The 23,763-nt window shown below is 40.0% G+C and carries 21 protein-coding genes; 20 read left to right on the top strand and 1 reads right to left on the bottom strand.

The window, feature by feature from the left end:
- Positions 1–461: 461 nt before the first annotated feature.
- From AC27H3_RS03170 to AC27H3_RS03160, 3 genes are all read left to right on the top strand, one after another.
- Positions 462–800 (top strand): P-II family nitrogen regulator, encoded by a 339-nt coding sequence (locus AC27H3_RS03170; protein ID WP_085301138.1) that lies wholly within the window; start codon positions 462–464, stop codon positions 798–800.
- Positions 801–809: 9 nt separating this feature from the next.
- Positions 810–2,075, top strand: a complete 1,266-nt coding sequence (locus tag AC27H3_RS03165; RefSeq protein ID WP_487103661.1) for an ammonium transporter — start codon at positions 810–812, stop codon at positions 2,073–2,075.
- Between the two features lie 192 nt (positions 2,076–2,267).
- Positions 2,268–3,191, top strand: a complete 924-nt coding sequence (locus AC27H3_RS03160) for a Dyp-type peroxidase (protein ID WP_487103659.1) — start codon at positions 2,268–2,270, stop codon at positions 3,189–3,191.
- A gap of 195 nt (positions 3,192–3,386) precedes the next feature.
- On the opposite strand, the gene argR is transcribed toward AC27H3_RS03160, so the two are convergent.
- Positions 3,387–3,860 (bottom strand): transcriptional regulator ArgR, encoded by a 474-nt coding sequence (gene argR, locus AC27H3_RS03155; RefSeq protein WP_487103657.1) that lies wholly within the window; start codon positions 3,858–3,860, stop codon positions 3,387–3,389.
- 266 nt (positions 3,861–4,126) lie between these two features.
- On the opposite strand from argR, the gene mdh reads away from it, so the two are divergent.
- The 17 genes from mdh to AC27H3_RS03070 all read left to right on the top strand — a co-directional run bounded on the left by mdh (position 4,127) and on the right by AC27H3_RS03070 (position 23,762).
- Positions 4,127–5,062 (top strand): malate dehydrogenase, encoded by a 936-nt coding sequence (gene mdh / locus AC27H3_RS03150; protein ID WP_487103655.1) that lies wholly within the window; start codon positions 4,127–4,129, stop codon positions 5,060–5,062.
- Positions 5,063–5,240: 178 nt separating this feature from the next.
- Positions 5,241–5,720, top strand: coding sequence for a YcxB family protein (locus AC27H3_RS03145; protein WP_487103653.1), 480 nt, complete (start codon positions 5,241–5,243; stop codon positions 5,718–5,720).
- 183 nt (positions 5,721–5,903) lie between these two features.
- Entirely contained in the window at positions 5,904–6,917 is a 1,014-nt protein-coding gene (locus tag AC27H3_RS03140) for an extracellular solute-binding protein (RefSeq protein WP_487103651.1), read from the top strand.
- 24 nt (positions 6,918–6,941) lie between these two features.
- Positions 6,942–8,567 (top strand): ABC transporter permease, encoded by a 1,626-nt coding sequence (locus AC27H3_RS03135; RefSeq protein WP_487103649.1) that lies wholly within the window; start codon positions 6,942–6,944, stop codon positions 8,565–8,567.
- Positions 8,567–9,676 (top strand): ABC transporter ATP-binding protein, encoded by a 1,110-nt coding sequence (locus AC27H3_RS03130; protein ID WP_487103647.1) that lies wholly within the window; start codon positions 8,567–8,569, stop codon positions 9,674–9,676. Before AC27H3_RS03135 ends, AC27H3_RS03130 begins: the two co-directional genes overlap by 1 nt.
- Positions 9,677–9,948: 272 nt before the next feature.
- A complete protein-coding gene (gene mraZ / locus AC27H3_RS03125) occupies positions 9,949–10,407 on the top strand; it encodes a division/cell wall cluster transcriptional repressor MraZ (protein ID WP_085301145.1) in 459 nt (152 codons plus the stop codon).
- A 50-nt stretch (positions 10,408–10,457) separates the two neighbouring features.
- Entirely contained in the window at positions 10,458–11,399 is a 942-nt protein-coding gene (rsmH, locus tag AC27H3_RS03120) for a 16S rRNA (cytosine(1402)-N(4))-methyltransferase RsmH (protein ID WP_487103644.1), read from the top strand.
- Positions 11,400–11,414: 15 nt separating this feature from the next.
- A complete protein-coding gene (gene ftsL, locus AC27H3_RS03115) occupies positions 11,415–11,729 on the top strand; it encodes a cell division protein FtsL (RefSeq protein WP_085301147.1) in 315 nt (104 codons plus the stop codon).
- Positions 11,730–11,749: 20 nt separating this feature from the next.
- A complete protein-coding gene (locus tag AC27H3_RS03110; RefSeq protein ID WP_487103642.1) occupies positions 11,750–13,507 on the top strand; it encodes a peptidoglycan D,D-transpeptidase FtsI family protein in 1,758 nt (585 codons plus the stop codon).
- Positions 13,500–15,116, top strand: coding sequence for a UDP-N-acetylmuramoyl-L-alanyl-D-glutamate--2,6-diaminopimelate ligase (locus tag AC27H3_RS03105; RefSeq protein WP_487103640.1), 1,617 nt, complete (start codon positions 13,500–13,502; stop codon positions 15,114–15,116). The genes AC27H3_RS03110 and AC27H3_RS03105 overlap by 8 nt, the downstream gene beginning before the upstream one ends.
- Complete coding sequence (locus AC27H3_RS03100; protein WP_487103638.1) at positions 15,113–16,513, top strand: UDP-N-acetylmuramoyl-tripeptide--D-alanyl-D-alanine ligase; 1,401 nt, start codon at positions 15,113–15,115, stop codon at positions 16,511–16,513. Before AC27H3_RS03105 ends, AC27H3_RS03100 begins: the two co-directional genes overlap by 4 nt.
- Positions 16,513–17,595: a phospho-N-acetylmuramoyl-pentapeptide-transferase gene (gene mraY, locus AC27H3_RS03095; RefSeq protein WP_487103636.1), complete on the top strand. Its 1,083-nt coding sequence runs from the start codon at positions 16,513–16,515 to the stop codon at positions 17,593–17,595. The genes AC27H3_RS03100 and mraY overlap by 1 nt, the downstream gene beginning before the upstream one ends.
- Before the next feature lie 10 nt (positions 17,596–17,605).
- On the top strand, positions 17,606–19,000 hold the full coding sequence (gene murD / locus AC27H3_RS03090) for a UDP-N-acetylmuramoyl-L-alanine--D-glutamate ligase (RefSeq protein WP_487103634.1): 1,395 nt from the start codon (positions 17,606–17,608) through the stop codon (positions 18,998–19,000).
- Positions 19,000–20,262, top strand: coding sequence for a cell division protein FtsW (ftsW, locus tag AC27H3_RS03085; protein ID WP_487103632.1), 1,263 nt, complete (start codon positions 19,000–19,002; stop codon positions 20,260–20,262). The genes murD and ftsW overlap by 1 nt, the downstream gene beginning before the upstream one ends.
- Positions 20,255–21,361: an undecaprenyldiphospho-muramoylpentapeptide beta-N-acetylglucosaminyltransferase gene (murG, locus tag AC27H3_RS03080; RefSeq protein ID WP_487103630.1), complete on the top strand. Its 1,107-nt coding sequence runs from the start codon at positions 20,255–20,257 to the stop codon at positions 21,359–21,361. Before ftsW ends, murG begins: the two co-directional genes overlap by 8 nt.
- Before the next feature lie 44 nt (positions 21,362–21,405).
- Entirely contained in the window at positions 21,406–22,827 is a 1,422-nt protein-coding gene (gene murC / locus AC27H3_RS03075; RefSeq protein WP_487103978.1) for a UDP-N-acetylmuramate--L-alanine ligase, read from the top strand.
- Positions 22,827–23,762: a D-alanine--D-alanine ligase gene (locus AC27H3_RS03070; protein ID WP_487103628.1), complete on the top strand. Its 936-nt coding sequence runs from the start codon at positions 22,827–22,829 to the stop codon at positions 23,760–23,762. The genes murC and AC27H3_RS03070 overlap by 1 nt, the downstream gene beginning before the upstream one ends.
- Position 23,763 lies beyond the last annotated feature (1 nt).

Here is a 23,763-nt window from a genome sequence, read left to right as displayed (position 1 = left end):
TCTTAGTTAGTAGCTTAACCTATGTTGAATTTAAGCAAGGTTAAGCTTTATTGAACGACTCACATGCTGGTCAATTGTGCGATATAATTTCGAGGATTTAGCTAACCTTAACAAAATTAATTACTTAGAATACCTCTCTAGACATTATCAAATTTACTGTTTTTTTGACAGTTCCCCCCTCATTCCCTAACCTAACGTTTTCTGAAACTGAGTATGCTTTGCTGCAGCGCGTTACTTTTTTAATTAATTACTATCTTCAACAACATTCTATCAGTAGCTACTTTATAACCGCTAGGTAACGGCGTAAATATTGCACCAGTTGCTCACAAATCAATTTTATTCGCACTATTGTGGTGCGCCCTTTTGAATGCAAAAACCTCTAACGCATTGTTTTTTATAGTTAATATTCTTTGGCACAAAGCTTGATAAGTAATAATCAATAATAATTAAGGGAAAATAACATGAAACTAGTAAGCGCAATTATAAAGCCATTCAAGCTTGATAATGTCAGAGAGGCTATTTCTGAAATTGGTATTGAAGGGTTAACCGTAAGTGAAGTTAAAGGTTTTGGTCGTCAAAAGGGCCATACCGAATTATATCGTGGTGCTGAGTACCAAGTAGACTTTCTTCCGAAAGTAAAACTTGAAATCGCCGTGAATGATGAATTTGTTCAAAGATTAGTTGATGCAATAGCAGAAGCTGCACATACCGGTAAAATTGGTGATGGCAAAATATTTGTTTATGACCTTGAACATGCTGTACGAATTCGTACTGGCGAACAAGATGTAGAAGCGATCTAGGAGATAATCATGGAACAAAATATTTTTCAACTTCAGTACGCAATGGACACTTTTTATTTTCTAATTTGTGGTGCTTTAGTTATGTGGATGGCTGCTGGTTTTTCAATGTTAGAAGCCGGCTTAGTTAGAGCTAAAAATACCACAGAAATTTTAACGAAAAACGTCGCACTTTATGCCATCTCTTGCATGATGTACTTATTTGTTGGTTACGACATTATGTACGGTGGCGGTATGTTTTTATCGGGCATAGAAACTGTTGACCCAGCAAAAGTGTTAGCTGATTTTTCTGCAAGAGAAGACGGTTTCACCGGTGGGGCAATATACTCAGCCGCTTCAGACTTCTTTTTCCAAGTAGTATTTGTGGCAACGGCGATGTCTATAGTCTCAGGTGCTGTTGCTGAGCGTATGAAATTATGGGCATTTTTAGCGTTCGCGGTAGTATTAACAGGTGTTATCTACCCAATGGAAGGAAGCTGGACTTGGGGTGGTAATGCGGTATTCGGTTTGTATACATTATCTGACCTTGGTTTCTCAGATTTCGCTGGTTCAGGTATTGTTCATATGGCTGGTGCAGCCGCAGCTTTAGCCGGTGTTTTATTATTAGGTGCTCGTAAGGGTAAATACGGTAAAAATGGTCAAATAAACGCGATACCAGGTTCAAACTTACCTATGGCAACCTTAGGTACATTTATTTTATGGATGGGTTGGTTTGGCTTTAACGGTGGTTCAGTTTTAAAACTTGGCGATATTGCTAGCTCACATTCAGTTGCTATGGTTTTCTTAAACACCAATGCTGCTGCCGCTGCAGGCGCTGTAGCTGCATTAGTGTTTGCTAAATTACTCTTTAAAAAGGCCGATTTAACTATGGCACTTAACGGCGCATTAGCAGGTTTAGTGGCAATTACTGCAGAACCTTCTACGCCAACACCTATGCAAGCCACTTTATTTGGTGCTATAGCAGGTATTGTTGTTGTATTATCAATCATCGGCTTAGACAAAATTAAGATTGATGATCCAGTTGGTGCTATTTCTGTACACGGTGTTGTGGGCTTACTAGGTTTATTATTAGTACCAGTAACAAACAGCGGCTCAAGCTTTAGCGGTCAATTAATTGGTGCAGCAACAATTTTTGTCTGGGTATTTGCAACGAGCTTAGTAGTTTGGTTTATCTTGAAGAAGTTAATCGGTATTAGAGTAAGTGAAGATGACGAGTATGAAGGCTGTGATAAGTCTGATTGTGGCATGGAAGCGTACCCTGAGTTTACCCGTGGCTAAGTCGCGATAACAGTTAATTTAAAAACCAATAAGCCTGTGTACTTAACTACACGGGCTTTTTTTACAAGATTAATAGCCTAATCTTGCGTGATAAAACAGTTTAACCTTGAAATATTTTTCAAAGTTTACTGCCATTAGTCATAAACTGTGTAAAATTAGGTATTAATCGATTTGTTTAAGAGTGGATCTTACATGGCAAGAGAGCAGTTTGGTGTTTGTGCAGAGCCTAGCCTTCATGGTTATTATTTATTGTTTAATGCTGTAGATGATAACAACTTATTTTTACGTAAAGCACTGTCACGTTTGCCAGCCTTATTTGATAAGTATGCTGATCGCTTTTCAGAAGCTAATTTAGCGGGTGTTATTGCGATTGGCACAAGTTTTTGGGATGAACTTTACCCAGAGGGTAGACCAAAGCATTTACGTCAATTTCCAGAAATGGGCATTGAAGATAGAACGGCACCAGTGAACAATTATGATTTGTATATTGAAATTCGCAGTGACCGCGCTGATGTAAACCATATAGTGGCCACCAAAGTCTGTCAGCTATTGGCAGATAGTGTTGAATTAGTCGAACAAGTTCGGTCTTTTCGCTTTTTAGATGGGCGTGATTTAACAGGTTTTGTTGACGGAACAGAAAACCCAAGAGGTCATCACCGACGTAGCGTTGCGCTGATAAATGAAGAGCAAGACCCTGAGTTTTCTGCCGGTAGTTATTTACATATTCAGCGCTACCGTCATAACTTAAATTTGTGGAACTCATTAGAAGTTAAAGAACAAGAAGATGTTTTTTCTCGAACGAAAGTAAACAATGAAGAATATTCAGAAGAAAACAAAGCACCAACGTCACATATTAAACGCGTTAACTTAAAAGATAGCGAAGGTAACAGCCTGGAAATATTACGCCAAAGCATGCCTTATGGTGACATGAAATTACAAGGGCTATTTTTTGTCGCTTATTGTCATTCACCAGAACCATTTGAGTTGATGCTAAAAAGTATGATAGCTGGCGATGCGCATGGCCATAGTGATCATATGCTTAAATATACCCAAGCTGAAACCGGCGCCGCATTCTTTGTGCCTAGCTTAAACATTCTTGCAAAACTTGGTGAGTAGTGTTTCTGAGGTTTAACGATAGAAAATTAATATAGCAGAGTGAGTAGAGCAATTTCACATAATTTTAACGGTGTTTGAGGCTATTCGATCTGCTGCCCTCTGGTTTCAAAAACCACTTAATTAATTGCATTTAATGAGTAACAAATATTTAATTCAATTAATTAAGTCAGTTGGGTAAATCACTTAAGAAAGCGGTTAAGTCAGATTTTTTAAAAATAGCGCTTCAAGTTTAGAAATAGTTTGCTTAATCGCTTTGACGTCAGTCGGGGCAATAAAAATAGTATCATCACCTGCAATTGTACCTAAAACACCGTCACTTTTACTTAAGCTATCGAGTAAGCGAGCAATTAGTTGCGCTGCGCCTGGACTTGTTCTAATGATTATCATCACGTCATTGTGTTCAATATCAAGCACAAGCTGTTTAAGTGGGCTTTTTGCTGTTGGCATGCCTAACTCAGCAGGTAAGCAGTAAACCATTTCTTGACGAGCATTACGGGTGCGCACCGCACCAAACTTGCTCAGCATACGAGATACTTTAGATTGGCTGATATTTTCAAAGCCTTGCGCCTTTAAAGCATCGGCAATATCACCTTGAGAACTAAACTGCTCTTGGTTTAATAAATCTTTGAAAGCTTGTACTAAAGCTTCCTGTTTGTGTTGTCCGCTCATATAGGTCCATTAAGTAATAAAATTATGGTCGACTATTGTTGGTTAATAATATTTAAATTATACCTAAGTATTATTTCACAATTTTTATTATACGTTATCCTTATAGTTCAATACAGACGAATAACACTAACTCAATTAAGTATTGACTCGTTCAGCGGGAAATATATTGAATAGAATTAGTATAAACATTGTTTTTTGGCTAGTTATAATATATCTTTTGGCCGACAAATTTTTTACGTAATTACTCAAATTTTCGGAGACATCGAATGAAAGTTGCTGTGCTAGGCGCTGCTGGCGGAATCGGCCAAGCGTTATCTTTACTATTAAAAACTCAATTACCTGCAGGTTCTGAGCTATCTTTATATGACGTTGCACCAGTGGTTCCAGGTGTTGCCGTAGATTTATCACACATCCCTACAGCGGTAAAAGTTGCTGGTTTTGGTGCTGACGATTTAGCCGGTGCTCTTACAGGTGCTGATATTGTAATCATTCCTGCTGGTATGCCACGTAAGCCTGGTATGGACCGTGCTGATTTATTTGCTGTTAACGCAGGTATTATTAAAACTTTAGCAGAAGGCATTGTTGCTAACTGTCCTAAAGCATTAGTTGGTATTATTACTAACCCTGTAAACGGGACTGTGCCAATCGTTGCTGAAGTATTCAAAAAAGCGGGTACTTACGATAAAAACCGTGTTTTTGGTGTAACTACGCTAGACGTAATTCGCTCTGAAGCATTCATTGCTGAATTAAAAGGTTTGAATGTAAGCGAAGTTAAAATCCCAGTAATTGGTGGCCATTCAGGTACAACAATTTTACCACTTCTTTCACAAGTTGAAGGTGTTACTTTCTCTGATGAAGAAGTTGCCGCTTTAACACCACGCATTCAAAATGCTGGTACTGAAGTTGTAAACGCTAAAGCTGGTGGCGGTTCTGCTACACTTTCAATGGGCGCTGCTGCTGCTCGTTTTTGTTTATCTTTAGTAAAAGGTTTACAAGGCGAAGATGTTGTTGATTACGCTTACGTTGAAGTAGAAGGTGGCGATGCACCGTTCTTTGCTCACCCAGTACGTTTAGGTGTTAATGGTATTACTGAAATTTTACCATACGGCGAGCTAAGTGCTTTTGAAGAAAAAGCTAAAAACGACATGCTTGCTACATTAAATGCAGATATTAAAGAAGGTGTTGATTTTATCAACGGCTAGTCTTTAACATCTTGCTAAAAAAACCGCGTTTACGCGGTTTTTTATTGCCCAATTTTTATAAAAATACGGCTAAATATACAGCGCTTAAATATACCGGGACGATCTTTTCAGCGACAAAATAGTAATTCGGTACAGTAATAGGTAAAATGCATACAACTCCATTATTTATCATCTTAATATGACCCAGCCCTTTAATTATCAAACAAGCTTTATCTTAGACAAATCTCATTTTAGCGAATGTTTCGATGAATCTGTAACAGTGCAAACACCTTGGATCTTATATCGTAAAGGTTTGATCTTAATGTTAGTAGGTATGCTGTTAGTCATGTTTTCAGAGCTAAACCCTTATGCTGCTTGGTTTATTTTTTCGTTGGGCATATTAGAACTGGTCAGTAGTTATTATCGAAAATCATGGTGGGTTGCTCGTCAAATGTTGAGTAAAGTGGCTAAAGCAGAAGTTAAACTTGCTATAGATCAAGATAGTATTCACATTTCATCTTTTTATAATGATAATAATATGAAGTTCAGTGATATTGAGTTAATTACTCCAACAGAAAATGGTTGGTTAATCAGCCATAACAGCAACAGGCATTATATTTCTAACCGTTGCCTGGATAAAGCGACTAAAGATTTTTTGCAGTCGAAAGTTAGTCAATAAACTGCTCTTGGCTCGAGCATATTTTTTAATATGTTTATATGAATTAAAATAGTTAACTTATAAGCTAAATTTCATAAAAGTTGAATGAGAATAGTTCGCAAAAACCTTGACAGCGATAGGTATCTTGATTAGTCTTGCGGCAACTTTAAATTCATTAATTTTCTTATTGTTTAGGCGGGCTTCATGTTGAATAAAATTTGGTTTTCTTCTTTTGTTTTAGTTGCAGTTTTAGCAACAAGTTTTAATATTTTCGCCAGCGATGATGTGAATGTTTACTCATACCGTCAGCCATTTTTAGTTGAACCACTGTTTAATGAGTTCACCAAAGAAACGGGTATAAAAGTGAATGTTGTTTTCGCTAAGAAAGGTATGGCTGAGCGATTAGAGCGCGAAGGCGAATACAGCCCGGCAGATATTTTATTAACAACAGATATTAGTCGCCTAATTGAGTTAAAAGATAAAAACTTATTGCAAGCCGTTCAATCGCCTGAATTAACCTCAGCAATCCCTGTACAATTCAAAGCAGCAGACAATACTTGGTATGCGTTAACCACTCGAGTTCGTAATATTTACTCAGCAAAACGATTAGGTAAAATTGATGTTAACTATGAAGACTTAGCGGATGAAAAGTATCGAGGAAAAATTTGTACTCGCAGTGGCAAGCACCCGTATAACGTGGCATTAGTTGCTTCAATGATCGCAGAACATGGCGAAGCAGAAACCTTAACTTGGTTAGAAAAAGTAAAAGCTAATTTAGCGCGTAAACCTCAAGGTAGCGATCGTGCACAAGTGCAAGCTATTCACCAGAACTTATGTGACATTTCACTAGGTAACAGTTATTACTTTGGTAATATGCTAAATGATGAAAAACAAAAGGTATGGGCAGATGCGGTTTATATTAACTTCCCTAATCAACAAAATCGTGGCGCGCATGTGAATATTTCCGGTATGGCAATGGCAAAATACGCACCGAATAAAGCCAATGCATTAGCATTAATGAACTTCCTTGTTTCAGAGCCAGCACAAAAAATGTATGCCGAAACTAATATGGAATACCCTGTTCGTCCAGGTGTGCAGCCTTCTAAATTAGTTGCTTCTTGGGGCGAATTTAAAGCGGATACACTTTCACTTGAAACCATCGCTAAGCACCGAAAAGCAGCGTTAATTTTATTAGATAAAGCACAATTTGATCTCTAGCGTTTCAAATGCCGAGTTAACGGCGTGATTATTGGCAATACCAGTACCAGTTGGAAATTTTTCAGCTGGTTTTTTGCTTTAGCGTTAATCTCGCCCATAGTCGTTATGCTCGTCGGTAGTTTAAATAACGCTGGCGATTTGTTTTCACACTTATGGGCAACTGTTTTACCTGAATATATTCAAAACACACTTGTCTTAGGCGTATTAGTTGCGCTGCTTTCATTTTTTTTTGGTGTACCGGCAGCTGTTCTGATTAGTCAAACGAATATTGTTATGGCTAAGCAGCTAAGATGGTTACTAATGCTTCCCTTAGCCATGCCTGCATATTTAGTGGCTTATCTATACACAGATTTATTTGATTATGCTGGCCCAGTGCAGCGTTTGTTACGTGCATGGTTTAATTGGCAATCTCCAAACGATTATTACTTCTTTGATATTCGAACCTTAGGCGGCGCAGCTATTGTCATTTCATTAGTCATGTTTCCTTATGTTTATATGCTTACACGTACTGCTTTTGAGCAGCAAGACAGAAACCTGCTCAGAGCTAGTCGCTTATTAGGCTGTAGTGAACGACAAAGCTTTTATAAAATTGCACTTCCCTTAGCACGCCCAGCTATTGCTATTTCGTTAACCTTAGTGATTATGGAAACACTGGCTGACTTTGCCACAGTACAATATTTTGCTGTGAATACCTTAACTACTGCTATTTATGATACTTGGCTAGGATATGGTGACTTTGGCGCTGCTAATGCATTAGCTAGTGTGTTAATGCTATTTATTTTATTTATTGTGGTCGCCGAGCAGCGTGCAAGAGCTGGGCAGCGTCATCAATCAAGCAGACCAAATGCAAACCAAGAACGAAAAAAACTGTCTTTAACTCAGCAAATATTCGGCAGTATTTTTTGTTGGTTTTTAGTATTGGCTGGATTTTTATTGCCACTGACTTTACTCATTATCATGGCAATAGATTATGCTGACTACCCGCAACTTATTGCGTTAATTGCTACCGGTAAAAATAGCCTTGAAATTGCGATTTACAGTGCAACTATCGCCACCTTAATTGCGCTAACCTTGGCTTTATTTCATCGGTTACATCAAAGTCGTTCGCGTATGATCCCGTTGCAAATTTCTGGTTTTGGTTATGCCATTCCCGGTACCGTACTTGCTATGGCGATGCTAGCCACTTTTGGACCGTTAGATCATGCGATTAATGATGTTGCTAAAGGGGTTGGTTTACAAGCACCAGGGCTAATATTATCGGGTACGGTTTTTGCTATCATTTTTGCTTTTGTTGTACGTTTTTCTGCTATTGCAAATGGCACGATTAACGCAGGGATAAGTCAAATTCCTAAATCGCTAGATCTTGCGCCGGGCAGCTTAGGCGTAAAAACCTTACCGGCTATTTTTCGGGTGCATCTACCGTTATTAAAATCATCAATTTGGGTTGCATGGCTTTTAGTGTTTGTTGAGGCCATGAAAGAGCTACCTGCTGTGTTATTATTACGGCCGTTTAATTTTGAAACCTTAAGTACACAAATTTATCAGCTAATTTCTGACGAACGCTTAGAGCAAGGTGCGTTAGGGGCTATTTTGATCGTATTGTTTGGCTTATTACCTATTATTTTTCTCAACCGTCAGAAGGACAGTTAGTGCAATCACTTATTAATATTGAAAATTTAACGGTTGAATTACAAGCTAAAATAATTTTATCAAGTGTTGATCTCTCATTAGAAAAAGGCGAGATTTTAGGGCTGGTTGGGCCAAGTGGATGTGGTAAAACTACCTTACTTAATACTTTAGCGGGTTTTATCGCACAAAGTACGGGCATTATTGAAATAAAGCCTACTAATACAGCGTCTATAGAAATAAGTATCAATAATATGCTGCCTGCAGAGCAGCGCAATATTGGTATGATTTTTCAAGATTACGCATTGTTTCCGCACTTAACCGTTAATGAAAATATTTGTTTTGGACTAACCGCTTTAGCTAAAACAGAACAACAAAACCGTTGTGCAGAGTTATTGACCTTGCTTGAATTATCAGAGTTTTCACAACGTTTCCCTCATCAGTTATCTGGTGGACAACAACAGCGTGTCGCTATTGCAAGAGCGTTAGCACCGCAGCCTAGTTTGTTATTGCTCGATGAGCCCTTTTCGAATATTGATGCTAGATTGCGCAATGAGTTAATGATCGAGATAAGACAGTTATTAAAGCGCCTTGGCATGACCGCTATTTTTGTTACTCATAATAAAGATGAGGTCTTTACCTTTGCCGATAAAATTGCCGTAATGCATCAAGGGCAAGTATTACAAGTAGGTTCTCCTGCAAGTGTTTGCCAACAGCCGAATAGTTGGCAGGTTGCTGACTTTCTGCAGTTGGGTAGTTGGTTACCTGCTTCATTAATAAATAATAACAATAAGCCGTCTGTGCGCACGTTAATTGGTGAACTTGATGAACAATATATTGAGCATCATGCGTTGGGTAACCTTGCTAAGCAAGAAAGTAACAATCAATTGTTGATTAAACCAAATAATATCGAGCTATGTCAGCTGCAAAAAAATAATGTGGTCATCGAACATATTAGTGTTACCGAGCAAGGCTTTCACTATTTATTACGCAGTATTGAGCAAAATACGGAGTTATCCTTTTCGCAGTTAAGTTATTATAGCCAAGAACTTCATGCATTAGGGGATGCACTTTCAGTGCGATTAAAAGCTGATAACTTCCACTTATATGCGGTTGAAAATAACCACTTGTAGGGTAAATTTAGTACCACTGTCGCCGATCTGTGACAGTAAAACATCATTCTAAGTGAAAAATAATTAATTTTTCAGAGCAAATTGGGCAAGCGATCCACAAAAGCCCACAAATTCATTCACTTCCCTAAAAGCCTTTATTTTCTAGGCACTCAGCGCGATCAAATTACAAAACTTTGCTTGACATAAGTTTACTTTACTCACTAAACTGTACCATTGTGGGGAAAAGTGGGAATAAGTGGATCAACAGAGATCCCAAATAAACAAAGTGGATTATGTACAGAGGCACTAGCGCAATAACGCTCGACAGCAAAAATAGAATCACGATACCTACAAGGTACCGCGAGGAGCTGTTTGCCGATTGCCAAGGAAAAATGGTTTGTACTGTTGATATTCAACATCCGTGTTTATTACTTTACCCGCTCCCTGAATGGGAAGAAATAGAATTAAAGCTTTGTGGTTTATCGAGTATGAATCCGCAAGAGCGACTTTTACAGCAAGTGTTATTAGGTAACGCCTCAGATTGTGAAATAGATAAAAGTGGTCGTTTATTAATTAATGGGCCTCTGCGACAACACGCCGGTTTAGAAAAAGGCTTAATGTTAGTTGGGCAGTTAAGAAAGTTCGAAATCTGGAGCGAAAATGCCTGGCAAGCACAAATGCAGCAAGGTATTGCAAAAATTCAGTCAGGTGAAATAGAGCTCACTGACCGATTACTTGATTTGTCGTTATAACAAATCTCGCAACAAAATAATGAAAACAAAATGGTGTCAATAAACACATAATGCAACACGATAATGCACATATTTCAGTACTACTTGCCGAGTCAATTACAGGGCTTGCGATTAAACCAGATGGTATTTATATCGACTGTACTTTTGGGCGCGGTGGACATTCGGGATTAATTCTTGAAAACCTAGGCCCTAATGGGCGTTTAATCGCGATTGACCGTGATCCATCTGCAATAGCTGCAGCTCAAAAATATGCTGATGATAAGCGTTTTGTTATTGAACATCATGGTTTTGCTGACTTAGCAATGATTGTTGAGAAGCATCAGTTAGTTGAAAAAATTGACGGTATTCTATTGGATCTTGGAGTGTCTTCGCCACAACTTGATGAAGCAGAGCGTGGCTTTAGCTTTATGAAAGATGGCCCGCTTGATATGCGCATGGATACCTCACGTGGCCAAACTGCAGCAGAATGGCTAGCCGTTGCTGATGTTGAAGATATTACTTGGGTACTACGTACTTTTGGTGAAGAAAAACATGCATGGCGCATTGCAAATGCCATTGTTGACGAGCGTGAAGTTACCGCATTAACACGCACCGGCCAATTAGCACAGTTAATTAAAAAAACTGCACCACAAAGAGAAATTAAAAAACATCCGGCAACACGAAGCTTTCAAGCCATTCGTATGTATATCAATAGCGAATTAGAGCAAATAGAGAAAGTATTGTCGGCGTCTTTGTCGGTATTGGCTACTGAAGGGCGTTTGGTTGTTATCAGCTTTCATTCGCTTGAAGATCGTTTAGTAAAACAGTTTATGAAAAAGCATTCGCAAGGTAAAAAAGTACCACGCGGTATGCCAATCAGCGAAGAAGAACTAAATAAAGGTAAAAACTTGAGTTTAATTGGTCGTAAGTTAAAGCCAAGTAAAGATGAAGTGGAAGAAAATGTGCGTTCTCGTAGCTCAGTACTTAGAGTTGCTCAGAGATTAGCGCGCTAACTTTGGCGCTTGAGTATGGCAACCCAGAAAGTTGTGTTAGCACTTGATATTTGGCATGACATTCGCCGACATATATTGATTTATGGCATTTTGTTATTGGTATTAATTTCAGCATTTTCGGTGATTTACTTCACGCACTTAAATCGACTGACGACCAGTAAAATTGAAATGCTACTCAGCGAGCGTGACACTTTAGAAAACGAATGGCGTAACTTGGTTTTAGAGCAAAATAGTTTGGCAGAACATAGTGCGATTGAAAGCAGTGCAGAAAAGCAACTGAATATGACAAGACCAGACTCAAGCTCGGAAATTATTATTAAATTACCATGATTTATTAGCACGGGTAGGCAATGAAAAAATCAGCACAGTATAATCCAAACACGGTAGCATGGCGTTTTTACGTTGTGCTAGGCGCTGTTGTGCTGATTTATGCTGGCTTAATGGCTCGTACCGCTTACATACAGGTATTTGAACCTGACATGCTAAAGAAGCAAGGTGACAACCGCTCGCTTCGCACTAATACTAAAACAGTACAACGAGGCTCAATTGTAGATCGTAATGGCAACGAGCTAGCGGTAAGTGTTCCAGTAGAAACCGTTTGGGCTGATCCTAAAATTATTTTCGATACTAACGCTTTGGCAATGACTGAACATTGGCAAGCATTAGCTGACGTATTAGGACAAGACGTTAACAAGCTCAAAGTACGTGTAACTAAAAATCCAACTAAACGTTTTGTTTATATCGAACGTAAAGTCGCGCCAGCAATGGCAAACTATATTCAAGAATTAAAAATTCCGGGTATTCATTTACGCAAAGAATCTAAACGTTTCTACCCTGCCGGTGAAATAAGCGCACATATTGTTGGCTTTACCAATGTTGATGATAAAGGTATTGAAGGGGTTGAGCGAGTTTATGACCAACTGTTAACGGGTGAAGACGGTGAGAAGCAATACCGTAAAGATGCCAAAGGTCGCAAAATTGAAATTGTCTCTGTAAAAGCATCAACACAAGCTAAAACAATTACCTTGAGCATCGACCAACGTGTTCAAGCACTTGCTTATCGTGAACTAAAAGGTGCCGTTAAAGCCTTTAAAGCAACTTCGGGTTCAGCCGTTGTTACTAATGTTAATACGGGGGAGGTTTTAGCCTTAGTTAACAGCCCTTCATATAATCCAAATAACCGCTCAGGTGTGGCTATTCATCGCTTTCGTAATCGGGCGATTACCGATATCTATGAGCCAGGTTCAACTATGAAGCCATTAACCGTGTTAACGGCTTTAGAATTTGGTAGCGTGAAAAAAGATAGTATTGTAGATACTTACCCAGGCTGGATGCGCTTAGGCGGCAGTCGTGTTTCTGATCCTCGCTATTTAGGCAAAATTTCATTAGCAGAGTTGCTCGTGCATTCTTCAAATATGGGCACGACTAAACTGGCCTTATCGGTACCTAAAGATTATTTAATTGATAAGTTTTTTGATGCTGGCTTCTCTGAAGATACCGGCACAGGCTTAGTTGGCGAAAGTTCAGGCATGATGCATGACAGAGCACGATGGTCGAAATTTGAGTTAGCAACGTTATCATGGGGTCATGGTGTAGCCATTACGCCAATTCAGCTGGCACGGTTCTATACAACCTTGGCTAATGGCGGTATTAAAACACCACTTACTATTTTAAAACAAGATACAGAATCACTAGCAAAGCTAAAACATGAACGTATTTTTTCAGCTGAAAACAGCCAAAATGTTGTAGAAATGCTTGAGCATGTAGTTGACGAACATTATACCGTAGCTAAAGTTGACGGTTATCGTGTTGGTGGAAAAAGTGGTACAGCAATTAAAGCATTTGCCGGTGGTTACGGTAATGACTATGTTGGTTTATTTGCCGGGGTTGCGCCAATATCTGATCCAGAAATTGCTGTAGTGGTGGTAATCGATGACCCAGGTGGTGATTTATATCACGGTGGTGAAGTTGCCGCTCCGGTGTTTTCTCGAATTATGAAGGGAACGCTGCGGCTACTCAATGTTCCGCCTGATGCGAACACCAGAATTACTTCGGTTCAAACCGAGAAAAAAATTAAAACTACCCCTAAGGAGCGTGACCATGTTTGATCACGCTTTAGACGTTTCTAATAACGCCAAAAATTATACCGCTATTAAGGCGGTTTTGCGCTTGGGTAAAATTACACTTTCAACCACTGATTTGGCGCAGCTTAAAGCACACTTGGCTCAGCAAAATTCTGCATCTAAAGCTGATTTAGTTAACGATACACGCGCTTTAAAATCGGGAGATGTATTCTGTGCGGTTATTGGCAGCTTACGTGATGGTCGCGAATATGTAGCTCAAGCGATATCAGCAAATAGTGCAATGATATTGCAAGAAACTACCGATATTACTGAGCACGGGCAATTGACATGGTTAGGACAAGCTTCAGGCCTAGAAACCCCGATATTAAGCTACTTTGCGCTTAACAATAATTTATTTAATGTTGCAAAAGTGTTTTATGGTGAGCCACAAAAGTCGTTGAACATTATTGGTATTACTGGCACCAATGGTAAAACCAGCACAAGCCAAATTATTGCTAATTTACTCGATTATTGCCAGAAAAATTGCGCTGTTATTGGCACTAATGGCGCCGGTAAGCTAGCCAACTTGCAAACCATTGAAAACACCACGCCGGGTGCTACCGAATTGCATCAATTATTGGCGTTATTTTCGAACAACAAAATAACCGATGTAGCTATGGAAGTGTCGTCGCATGCTTTAGCGCAAAAACGTGTTGATGCAACATTATTTAAGACCGCTGTCTTTACTAATTTGAGTCGTGATCATTTAGATTATCACCACACAATGGCTGCCTATGCTGATGCGAAAAAAGCGATATTTACTGGTGATAATAAGCAAGTAGCGATAATTAATGGCGATGATCCTCAAGCGAAAACATGGTTAGAGAATTGGCCGTCTACACAAGCTGTTGTAGTTTATGGTCGCGATGAAAACGTTGCCAACTATCAACGCTTCGCACAGGCAAAACAAGTTAAACACTCCGCTACTGGCGTTAGTTTCCAATTAGTAACTGAGCAAGGCGAATGTGAAATTCGAAGCCGTTTACTTGGTGACTTCAATGTTGAGAATTTGTTAGCGGCAATTGCAGTGTTAATGGTTGAAAAAATAGACTTAATAACAATCGCTGAAGCCATTACACAACTCGAACCGATTATAGGTCGTATGGAAGCATTCTCTGGCACAGCTAAACCTACCGCTGTTGTTGACTACGCTCATACTCCGGATGCCTTAGCGAGCGCTTTAGATGCTTGTCGTTTACATTGCCATGGCAAGTTATGGTTAGTTTTTGGTTGTGGTGGCGATAGAGATGTAGGTAAGCGTGCGCTAATGGCTCAGGTTGCTGAAAATAAAGCGGATCACATTATTATTACTAACGACAATCCTCGCAGTGAAGATCCTGAAGCAATAGCGGCAGATATTATTGCCGGTTTCACCAAAAATACAGGTTTTGAAAAAATCCTTGATAGAACAACGGCGGTACTAACGGCGTTGGAAAAAGCAGATGCTGATGATGTGGTGCTTTGTGCCGGAAAAGGTCACGAAGATTATATTATTTTCGGTACGCAAAAACACCATTATGACGAACGTGCCGTGGTACAAAGCTTTTATTCTGCACAGTCAGAACAAGCAGCAGAGCAAGGGGTAACATTATGATAGCGTTAACCTTAATTGAACTTGCACAAGCGGTTAATGGCGAGTTAATCGGTGAGAATATCACCATTAATGCCATTGGTACTGACAGTAGAGCACTGAGTACAGGTGATGTCTTCTTAGCATTACAAGGCCCAAATTTTGACGGCCATAAATTTTTAACGCAAGCGGCTGAATTGGGTTGTAGTGCGGCAATCGTGCAAAAAGCACAAGCAGATCTGTCTATTCCTCAAATCATTGTTAAAGACACTCACAAAGCATTAGGTGAAATAGGTGCTTATGTGAAAGCGAAAGTAGCGCCAAAAACTGTAGCTATTACTGGTAGTAGTGGCAAAACCACTGTGAAAGAAATGGTGGCAGCTATTTTAAGTCGCTTAGGCAATGTATTGGCGACAAATGGTAACTTCAATAACGATATTGGCGTGCCTTTAACCTTGCTGCGTTTAGAAGCTCAACATGACTTTGCGGTTGTGGAATTAGGCGCAAACCATATCGGTGAAATCGCATATACTTCAGCACTGGTAAAACCCGATGTGGCCATTATTAATAATATTGCTGCCGCTCATTTAGAAGGCTTTGGCGATTTATGTGGTGTAGCGCGTGCTAAGGGTGAAATTTTTTCTGGTTTAACGGCTGGTGGCGTAGCAATTTATAATCAAGACACGCAATGGGCTGACAAGTGGCAATGGCGTTTAACAGATAAAAAAGTATTACGTTTTTCATGTAAAGATATTGCTGACTGTTATAGCCAACAAGAAACGCTCGACGAAAATGGTTGTGCGAATTTTACCTTAACAACCTCTTTGGGAAATACCTCCATTAAGTTAACTGTGCCAGGGCATCACAACGTATGTAACGCTGTAGCCGCGGCAACTATTGCTTTAGAGTTTGGTGCAAGTTTAGACGATATTCGTTTAGGGCTAGCGCAAATGAGTGAGGTAAAAGGGCGTTTAAACTTACATCAACTTAATCACCAAACTAAGTTAATTGACGACACCTATAACGCGAATGTCGAATCAATTAATGCCGCGTCAGATTTACTCGCCAGTTACTCCGGTCGCAGGATTCTTATTCTGGGTGATATGGGTGAATTAGGTGGAGAAGCGCGTCGATATCACCAAGAAGTAGGTGAACATGCAAAAAGTAATCAAATCGACGACTTACTCACGCTAGGTGTGTTAAGCCAAAATGCCTCAGATGCCTTTTATCAAGGGCAGCAAGAGCAATCTCAACATTTTAGTAGTAAAGAAAATTTATTGTCACGATTACAACTGTTACTTCAGGGTGAAGAACAGCCGGTGACTATCTTAGTAAAAGGTTCACGCAGTGCTCATATGGAATACGTAGTAGCTGATATTATTCAATGGCATAACAGTCAAGCTATTCAGGAGCAGGCATAATGTTACTTTGGTTAGGTGAGTATCTCACCCAGTTTTATTCATTTTTTAACGTCTTTTCGTATTTAACGTTTCGAGCGATTATATCTACGCTTACCGCGTTGATTATCTCATTATATTTTGGCCCTAAATTAATCCGTGCCTTGCAGAATATGCAAATTGGTCAAACGGTTCGAGACGATGGCCCAGAAAGTCATTTAGTTAAATCAGGTACGCCAACCATGGGCGGAATTTTAATATTAGCGTCAATAGCGGTGAGCGTTTTATTATGGGCTGATTTAACTAATGCCTACGTTTGGGTGGTGCTATTTGTATTATTGAGTTTTGGACTAATTGGCTTTGTAGATGACTATCGCAAAGTCATTCGCAAAGACTCTAATGGCCTGATTGCCCGCTGGAAGTACTTTTGGCAAACCGTAATTGGTTTAGCGACCGCGATATTTTTATATTGGTTTGCGCAAAGCCCTGAAGAAACAACGTTACTGATCCCTTTTGTGAAAAATGTTTTACCACAACTTGGCTTACTTTATATCGGCTTAGTGTACTTCGTTATTGTCGGTACAAGTAACGCCGTTAACTTAACTGATGGACTTGATGGTTTAGCTATTGTGCCAACCATTATGGTGGCAGGGGCGTTTGCAGTATTTGCTTACATGACAGGTAATGCAAACTTTTCTGAATACTTACACATTCCACACATTGCTTTAGCGAGTGAACTGGTGGTGGTATGTACGGCCATTGTGGGCGCAGGCTTAGGATTTTTATGGTTTAACACTTACCCAGCACAAGTTTTTATGGGCGATGTGGGCTCGTTGGCTTTAGGTGCAGCACTAGGTGTTATTGCCGTGTTGGTTAGACAAGAGTTAGTTTTATTTATTATGGGTGGTGTATTTGTTATCGAAACATTGTCGGTAATTTTACAGGTGGGATCATTCAAGTTGCGTGGTCAGCGCATCTTCCGCATGGCACCTATTCATCATCATTACGAATTAAAAGGTTGGCCCGAGCCAAGAGTGATTGTTCGCTTTTGGATAATTTCTTTAGTGTTAGTGTTGATTGGCTTAGCCACTCTGAAATTAAGGTAAATATAAACGCGTGAATAAACAATTGCATCAGTCGGTAACGACGCAATTAGCAAATAAACGAATCGTGATCTTAGGTATTGGGATCACGGGATTATCGTGCGCGCGTTTTTTACATCATCATGAACTAGCCTTTGCGGTTAACGATAGCCGAGACATGCCGATTTCACCGGGTGACTTTAAACATCAATTTGCTGAAAATACTTTAGTTTTAGGTCGCTGGGATCAAGCGCTTATTGCGCAAGCAGAAGTGTTAATTGTTAGCCCAGGTATCGATATCAATGAACCGACTATTAGTAACGCTATTAATAAAAATTGTGATGTTATTGGTGATATAGAACTATTTTGCCGATTAAGTGATACACCGATAATTGCCGTAACCGGCTCAAACGGTAAATCAACCGTGGTGTCGATGCTAAATTATGTCGGTAATGCGTTAGGCTATTGTGTGCAATTAGGCGGTAATATTGGCTTGCCAGTACTTGATCAAATAGAGCAACCAAACGTTGATTTTATTGTGCTGGAGTTATCTAGTTTTCAATTAGAAACCGTTAAAAGCATGAAGGCATTAGCAGCCACGGTATTAAATGTCAGTGATGATCATTTAGATCGCCATAAAACTATCGATAACTATAGCGCTATCAAACAAAAGATTTATCACAACGCCACTTACGCCCTGTTTAACCGCAACGATAACTTAACGCAGCCCAATAGTGATATTACCCAAGCTAGCCAGTTAAGTTTTGGTCATGATTCAGCACAAGATAACAACTTTGGCTTAGCTAATATCGATAATGTTCACCATTTAATGCAAGGCTCAACCGCGTTATGTGCTTTAGCTGAGTTACCATTGCAAGGTATTCACAATGCGGTTAATTATTTAGCGGTATTAGCGTTAGGAAAATGCGCAGGTTGGGATATTCCAGCCATGTTAGCCAGTTTAATGACCTTTAAAGGCCTTGCACATCGCTGTGAAGTTCTCGACACAACTGACGGAATTCGTTGGGTTAACGATTCAAAAGCAACCAATGTAGGCGCAACTCTGGCTGCTATTGAAGGCTTATCACCAAGCTTACAAAACCATAAACTAATTTTAATTGCTGGTGGTGATGGTAAAGGGGCAGATTTTACACCGCTTACTCAAGCATTAACCCAGCATGTTGACTATTTAATAACGCTTGGTAAAGACGGACGCGCTATTGCTTCATTGCGCTTGCCTAATCAAGATGAAAAAACAGTACACGTTGACTCATTATCCGCCGCAGTCGCATTAGCTAAAAAGCACGCTATTAAAGGCGATATGGTTTTACTATCACCTGCTTGTGCAAGTTTAGATATGTTCGCTAATTATGTTGAACGTGGTGTGGTATTTATCAAGTCAGTATTAATGTCAAAGGAGTCTGTGTAATGTCAGTCTCTTTTGCCAATTTGTCACAGTGGACATTACCAAGCTGGCTTCAAGTGGAATCTCGCTCGGTTGCCACCTTTGACCGAGGATATGTACTACTTGCACTGAGCATGTATATGATCGGCTTAATTATGGTAGCAAGTTCCTCTATGCCAGTTGCTGAACGTATATTTGATAACCCATTCCACTTCATTGTTAGACATATGGTTTATATCGTCTTGAGTCTAGGTGTTGCGGCCCTAACATTACAAATACCCATGCAGCGCTGGCATGAATACAGTAGTAAATTACTGCTAATGGCCATTGTTTTGTTAGTGATTGTGCTAGTGGTTGGCCGAAATGTTAATGGCTCTACACGTTGGATAGCAATTGGCCCTATTACTATTCAAGCGGCAGAGCCTGCGAAACTATTTTTCTTCTGTTATTTGTCAGCTTATCTCGTCAGAAGGCGTGATGAAGTAATGGAAAATGTCAAAGGCTTTGCTAAGCCTCTTGTTGTTTTTGGTGCGCTAAGCGGCTTGTTACTGATGCAGCCTGACTTAGGTACCATTATCGTGATGTTTGTTACAACCTTTGGCTTATTATTTTTGGCAGGCGCAAAGCTTTGGCAATTTATTGCTATTTCAGGTGTCGGTATCACTTTGCTGTCAATGTTGGCTTACTTCTCGCCCTATCGTTGGGCTAGGGTAACGGGCTTTCTTGACCCATGGAAAGATCCATTTGGTAGTGGTTATCAGTTAACTCAATCGTTAATGGCTTATGGTCGCGGCGAAACCTTTGGTCAAGGTTTAGGTAACAGTGTACAAAAGTTAGAATATTTACCTGAAGCACATACCGATTTCGTTATGGCAGTATTAGCTGAAGAAATGGGTTTTATTGGTATTAGCGTTATTTTGTTATTGAGTATGACCTTAGTATTTAAGGCGTTATTACTCGGTAGAAAAGCGGTTAATCAAGAGAAATATTTTGAAGGTTTTTTTGCCTATGCGATTGGTATTTGGTTTTGTTTCCAGGCGGCAGTAAATATTGGCGCAAGTGCTGGCATAGTGCCAACCAAAGGATTGACCATGCCGCTTATTAGTTATGGCGGAAGTTCAATGATCATCATGACCATGTCAGTGGCTGTGTTAATCCGTATTGATCACGAAATAAGATTACAAAGTATTCAAGCAACCAGTCGCGCGACGGGTACACATAAAAGTACTAAGAAGAAAGCAAGTAAAGTGAAAAAAACAAAAATTATCGAGGGCGAAAATGACTGATCAAGTAAGTCATGATGTTAAACGTCCAACTCTGTTAGTAATGGCAGGCGGAACCGGCGGGCATATATTCCCGGGTATTGCTGTGGCTGATGCATTAGCTAAACAAGGATGGAATATCCATTGGCTTGGCACAGCTCAGCGAATGGAAGCTGAGCTAGTCCCTAAAAATGGCTACCCCATTTCATTTATTAATATGGCCGGTGTGCGCAATAAAAACTGGCAAACCTGGCTGAAAACACCGTTTAAAATTTTGCAATCAGTAATGCAGTCGATCAAAATTTTACGCAAAGTTAAGCCCGATGTTGTACTAGGCATGGGCGGATATGCAAGTGCTCCTGGTGGAGTAGCAGCCTGGGTTTTAGGTATTCCGTTGGTGTTACATGAACAAAACGCTGTTGCTGGTATGAGCAATCGCTTTCTTTCATATATCGCAACCACAACGTTAAGCGCATTTCCGGGGGCATTTAGTCAACGCGTTAGCTCAAAAGTTGTGGGTAACCCATTACGCAGCGATATTATTGCGATTAAACATACCGTGCCTGAGCAACCGGCTACCAGTAAAAAAGTGCTGGTTGTTGGTGGTAGTTTAGGGGCAAAAATACTGAATGACGTTGTTCCGCAAGCAATGAACCAAATTAAAGTACAAAGTATTGATGTTTGGCATCAAACCGGCGGTGGCAACGAACAAGCGGTATTGAAAAGTTATCAAGATTACGGTCTACCTGAAGAAAAGGTCAAGGTAACAGAGTTTATAGACGATATGGCAGCTGCCTACGAATGGGCCGATGTTGTTATTTGTCGAGCAGGTGCACTTACTGTATCGGAATTAGCCATGGCGGCAAAGCCAGCGATATTCGTACCTTTACCTCATGCGGTAGATGATCATCAAACCAAAAACGCGATGTATTTAGTTAATTGTGGTGCGGCAAAGCTAATCGCACAAAAAGAATTTAACGGTACAACCCTTGGGCAAATGCTTAACAGCTTGTTTATATCTGACAAAGTTGTGCAGCAAATGTCTAAAGCAGCACATAATGCTGCCCATGCTGATGCCACAAACTTGGTTTCATCAGCTTGTATCGATGTAGCAAAATTATGAGTAATACAATGACAGCAGTAAATAGCAACAATAACGGTTCTAATATGAGCAACAACAGGGTGCCAGAAATGCGCCGTGTTAAAACCATCCACTTTGTTGGCATTGGTGGCGCAGGTATGGGCGGAATTGCTGAAGTATTGTTAAATGAAGGCTATCAAATTACCGGCTCAGACATTGGTGAAAATCAGGTTGTTAAACGCTTAATCGCTCTTGGAGCAAACGTTACTATTGGTCATCACGCTGATAACGTTAGCGGGGCAAGTGTGATTGTGGTATCAACAGCGATTGATCCTGAAAATCCAGAATTAGTCGCTGCACATGAACAACGTATTCCTGTGGTACGCAGAGCAGAAATGCTAGCAGAGTTAATGCGTTTTCGACATGGTATTGCCATTGCCGGTACTCATGGAAAAACTACCACTACAAGCTTAATCGCCAGTATTTTTGCGCAAGCAAATTTAGATCCTACCTTTGTTATCGGTGGCTTGTTAAACAGTGCCGGTACTAATGCACGTTTAGGGAGCAGCCGATATTTAATTGCTGAAGCAGATGAAAGTGACGCGTCATTTTTACACTTACAACCTATGGTCTCGGTGATCACTAATATTGATGAAGATCACATGGAAACCTACGAAGGAGACTTCGAAAAACTTAAAGATACCTATATTGAGTTTTTACATAACCTGCCTTTTTATGGTTTAGCGGTTGTTTGTTTAGATAACCCAGTGGTGCGAGAAATTTTACCGCGTATTAGCCGCCAAGTAATTACTTACGGCTTTTGCGAAGATGCCGACGTAAGAGCAACTCAATATCAGCAATCGGGTGGTATGAGTTCATTCGTGGTTGAGCGTCAAGACAGCGCACCTTTAGCTATTAGTGTTAACTTGCCAGGTGAGCATAATGTGTTAAATGCCCTAGCGGGTGTTGCCGTTGCCATTGATGAAGGTGTTGACGATATTGCCATTCAACAGGCCCTACAAGGTTTTGCAGGTATTGGTAGACGCTTTGAAAAACTGGCTGAATTGCAAACACCACAAGGCGAAATGATGTTAATTGATGATTACGGTCATCATCCAACAGAAGTTAAAGCAACCATATCTGCTATGCGTAAAGGTTGGCCTGAAAAAAGGTTAATTATGGTATTTCAGCCGCACAGATATTCACGTACTCGTGATCTGTATGAAGACTTCGTTGAAGTATTATCGGAAGTCGATTGCTTATTCTTACTCGATGTTTATGCCGCAGGCGAGGCACCCATTGCCAATGCTGACAGTAAAAGCTTAGCGCGTAGTATTCGATTGCGTGGCCAAATAGAGCCTATATATGTGAGCGACAGCGACAAATTAGCAGAATTAATTGCAGCACAACTACAAGATGGTGACATGGTTATTACTCAAGGTGCAGGCAATATTGGCGCTATTGCTCGAAATTTAGCAGCAGATAAAAAATTAAAGGTGGCCAATTAATGAAACCTTTATTGGAACAAAAATTAGCCGTGTTATATGGCGGTACATCAGCAGAAAGAGACGTGTCATTAAATTCTGGTATCGCGGTTGCTAAAGGTTTAGAATCCGCAGGTTTTGAAGTGCAACTTATTGATACCAAAGGTTTCTGTTTAAGTGAGTTAGATAAATTAGCTATCGATCGCGTGTTTATTGCATTACATGGTCGAGGTGGTGAAGACGGCTGTGTTCAAGGTGCATTGGAGTATATGAATATTCCATACACAGGCTCTGGCGTTTTAGGCTCTGCGTTATCGATGGATAAAATTCGCAGTAAGCAAGTATTTCAGGCTTTAAATTTACCAACAGCAGCGTTTGCCATTGTTGATAAAGCTCAATATCAAATGGCAGATGCAGCAATAATTTTGCAACAGCTTGGTAACGTGGTCATGGTAAAACCAGCTCACGAAGGCTCTAGCATAGGCATGTCTAAAGCTAATAATGCTGATGAATTACATCAGGCACTTGTTACAGCCTTTAACTATGACCAGCAAATATTGGTAGAAGCATGGGTTCAAGGACCTGAGTATACCATCGCGATATTAGGACAAACGGCATTGCCTGTTATTCATATGGAAACGCCAAACGACTTTTACGATTACGATGCGAAATATAAAGCGAACACAACGCAATATCACTGCCCTTGCTCATTGTCAGAAGAAGATGAAACTGAACTGCAATCAATAGCATTACAAGCGTTTAATGCTACAGGTGCTAAAGGTTGGGGGCGCGTAGATGTTATGCGAAACAATCAAGGACAATGGCAGATATTAGAAGTCAATACCGTGCCGGGTATGACAGAAACATCATTAGTACCCAAAGCAGCAAAAGTATTTGGTTTAAGTTTTAGCGAACTAGTGACAAAAATTGTTGCATTGAGCGCAGAAGGTAGCGTGTAAA

The sequence above is a fragment of the Colwellia sp. NW0002-52-1 genome (assembly GCF_057550865.1).
Note: the sequence above shows the minus strand (reverse complement) of the source record. Positions and strands in the feature narration are given on the sequence as shown.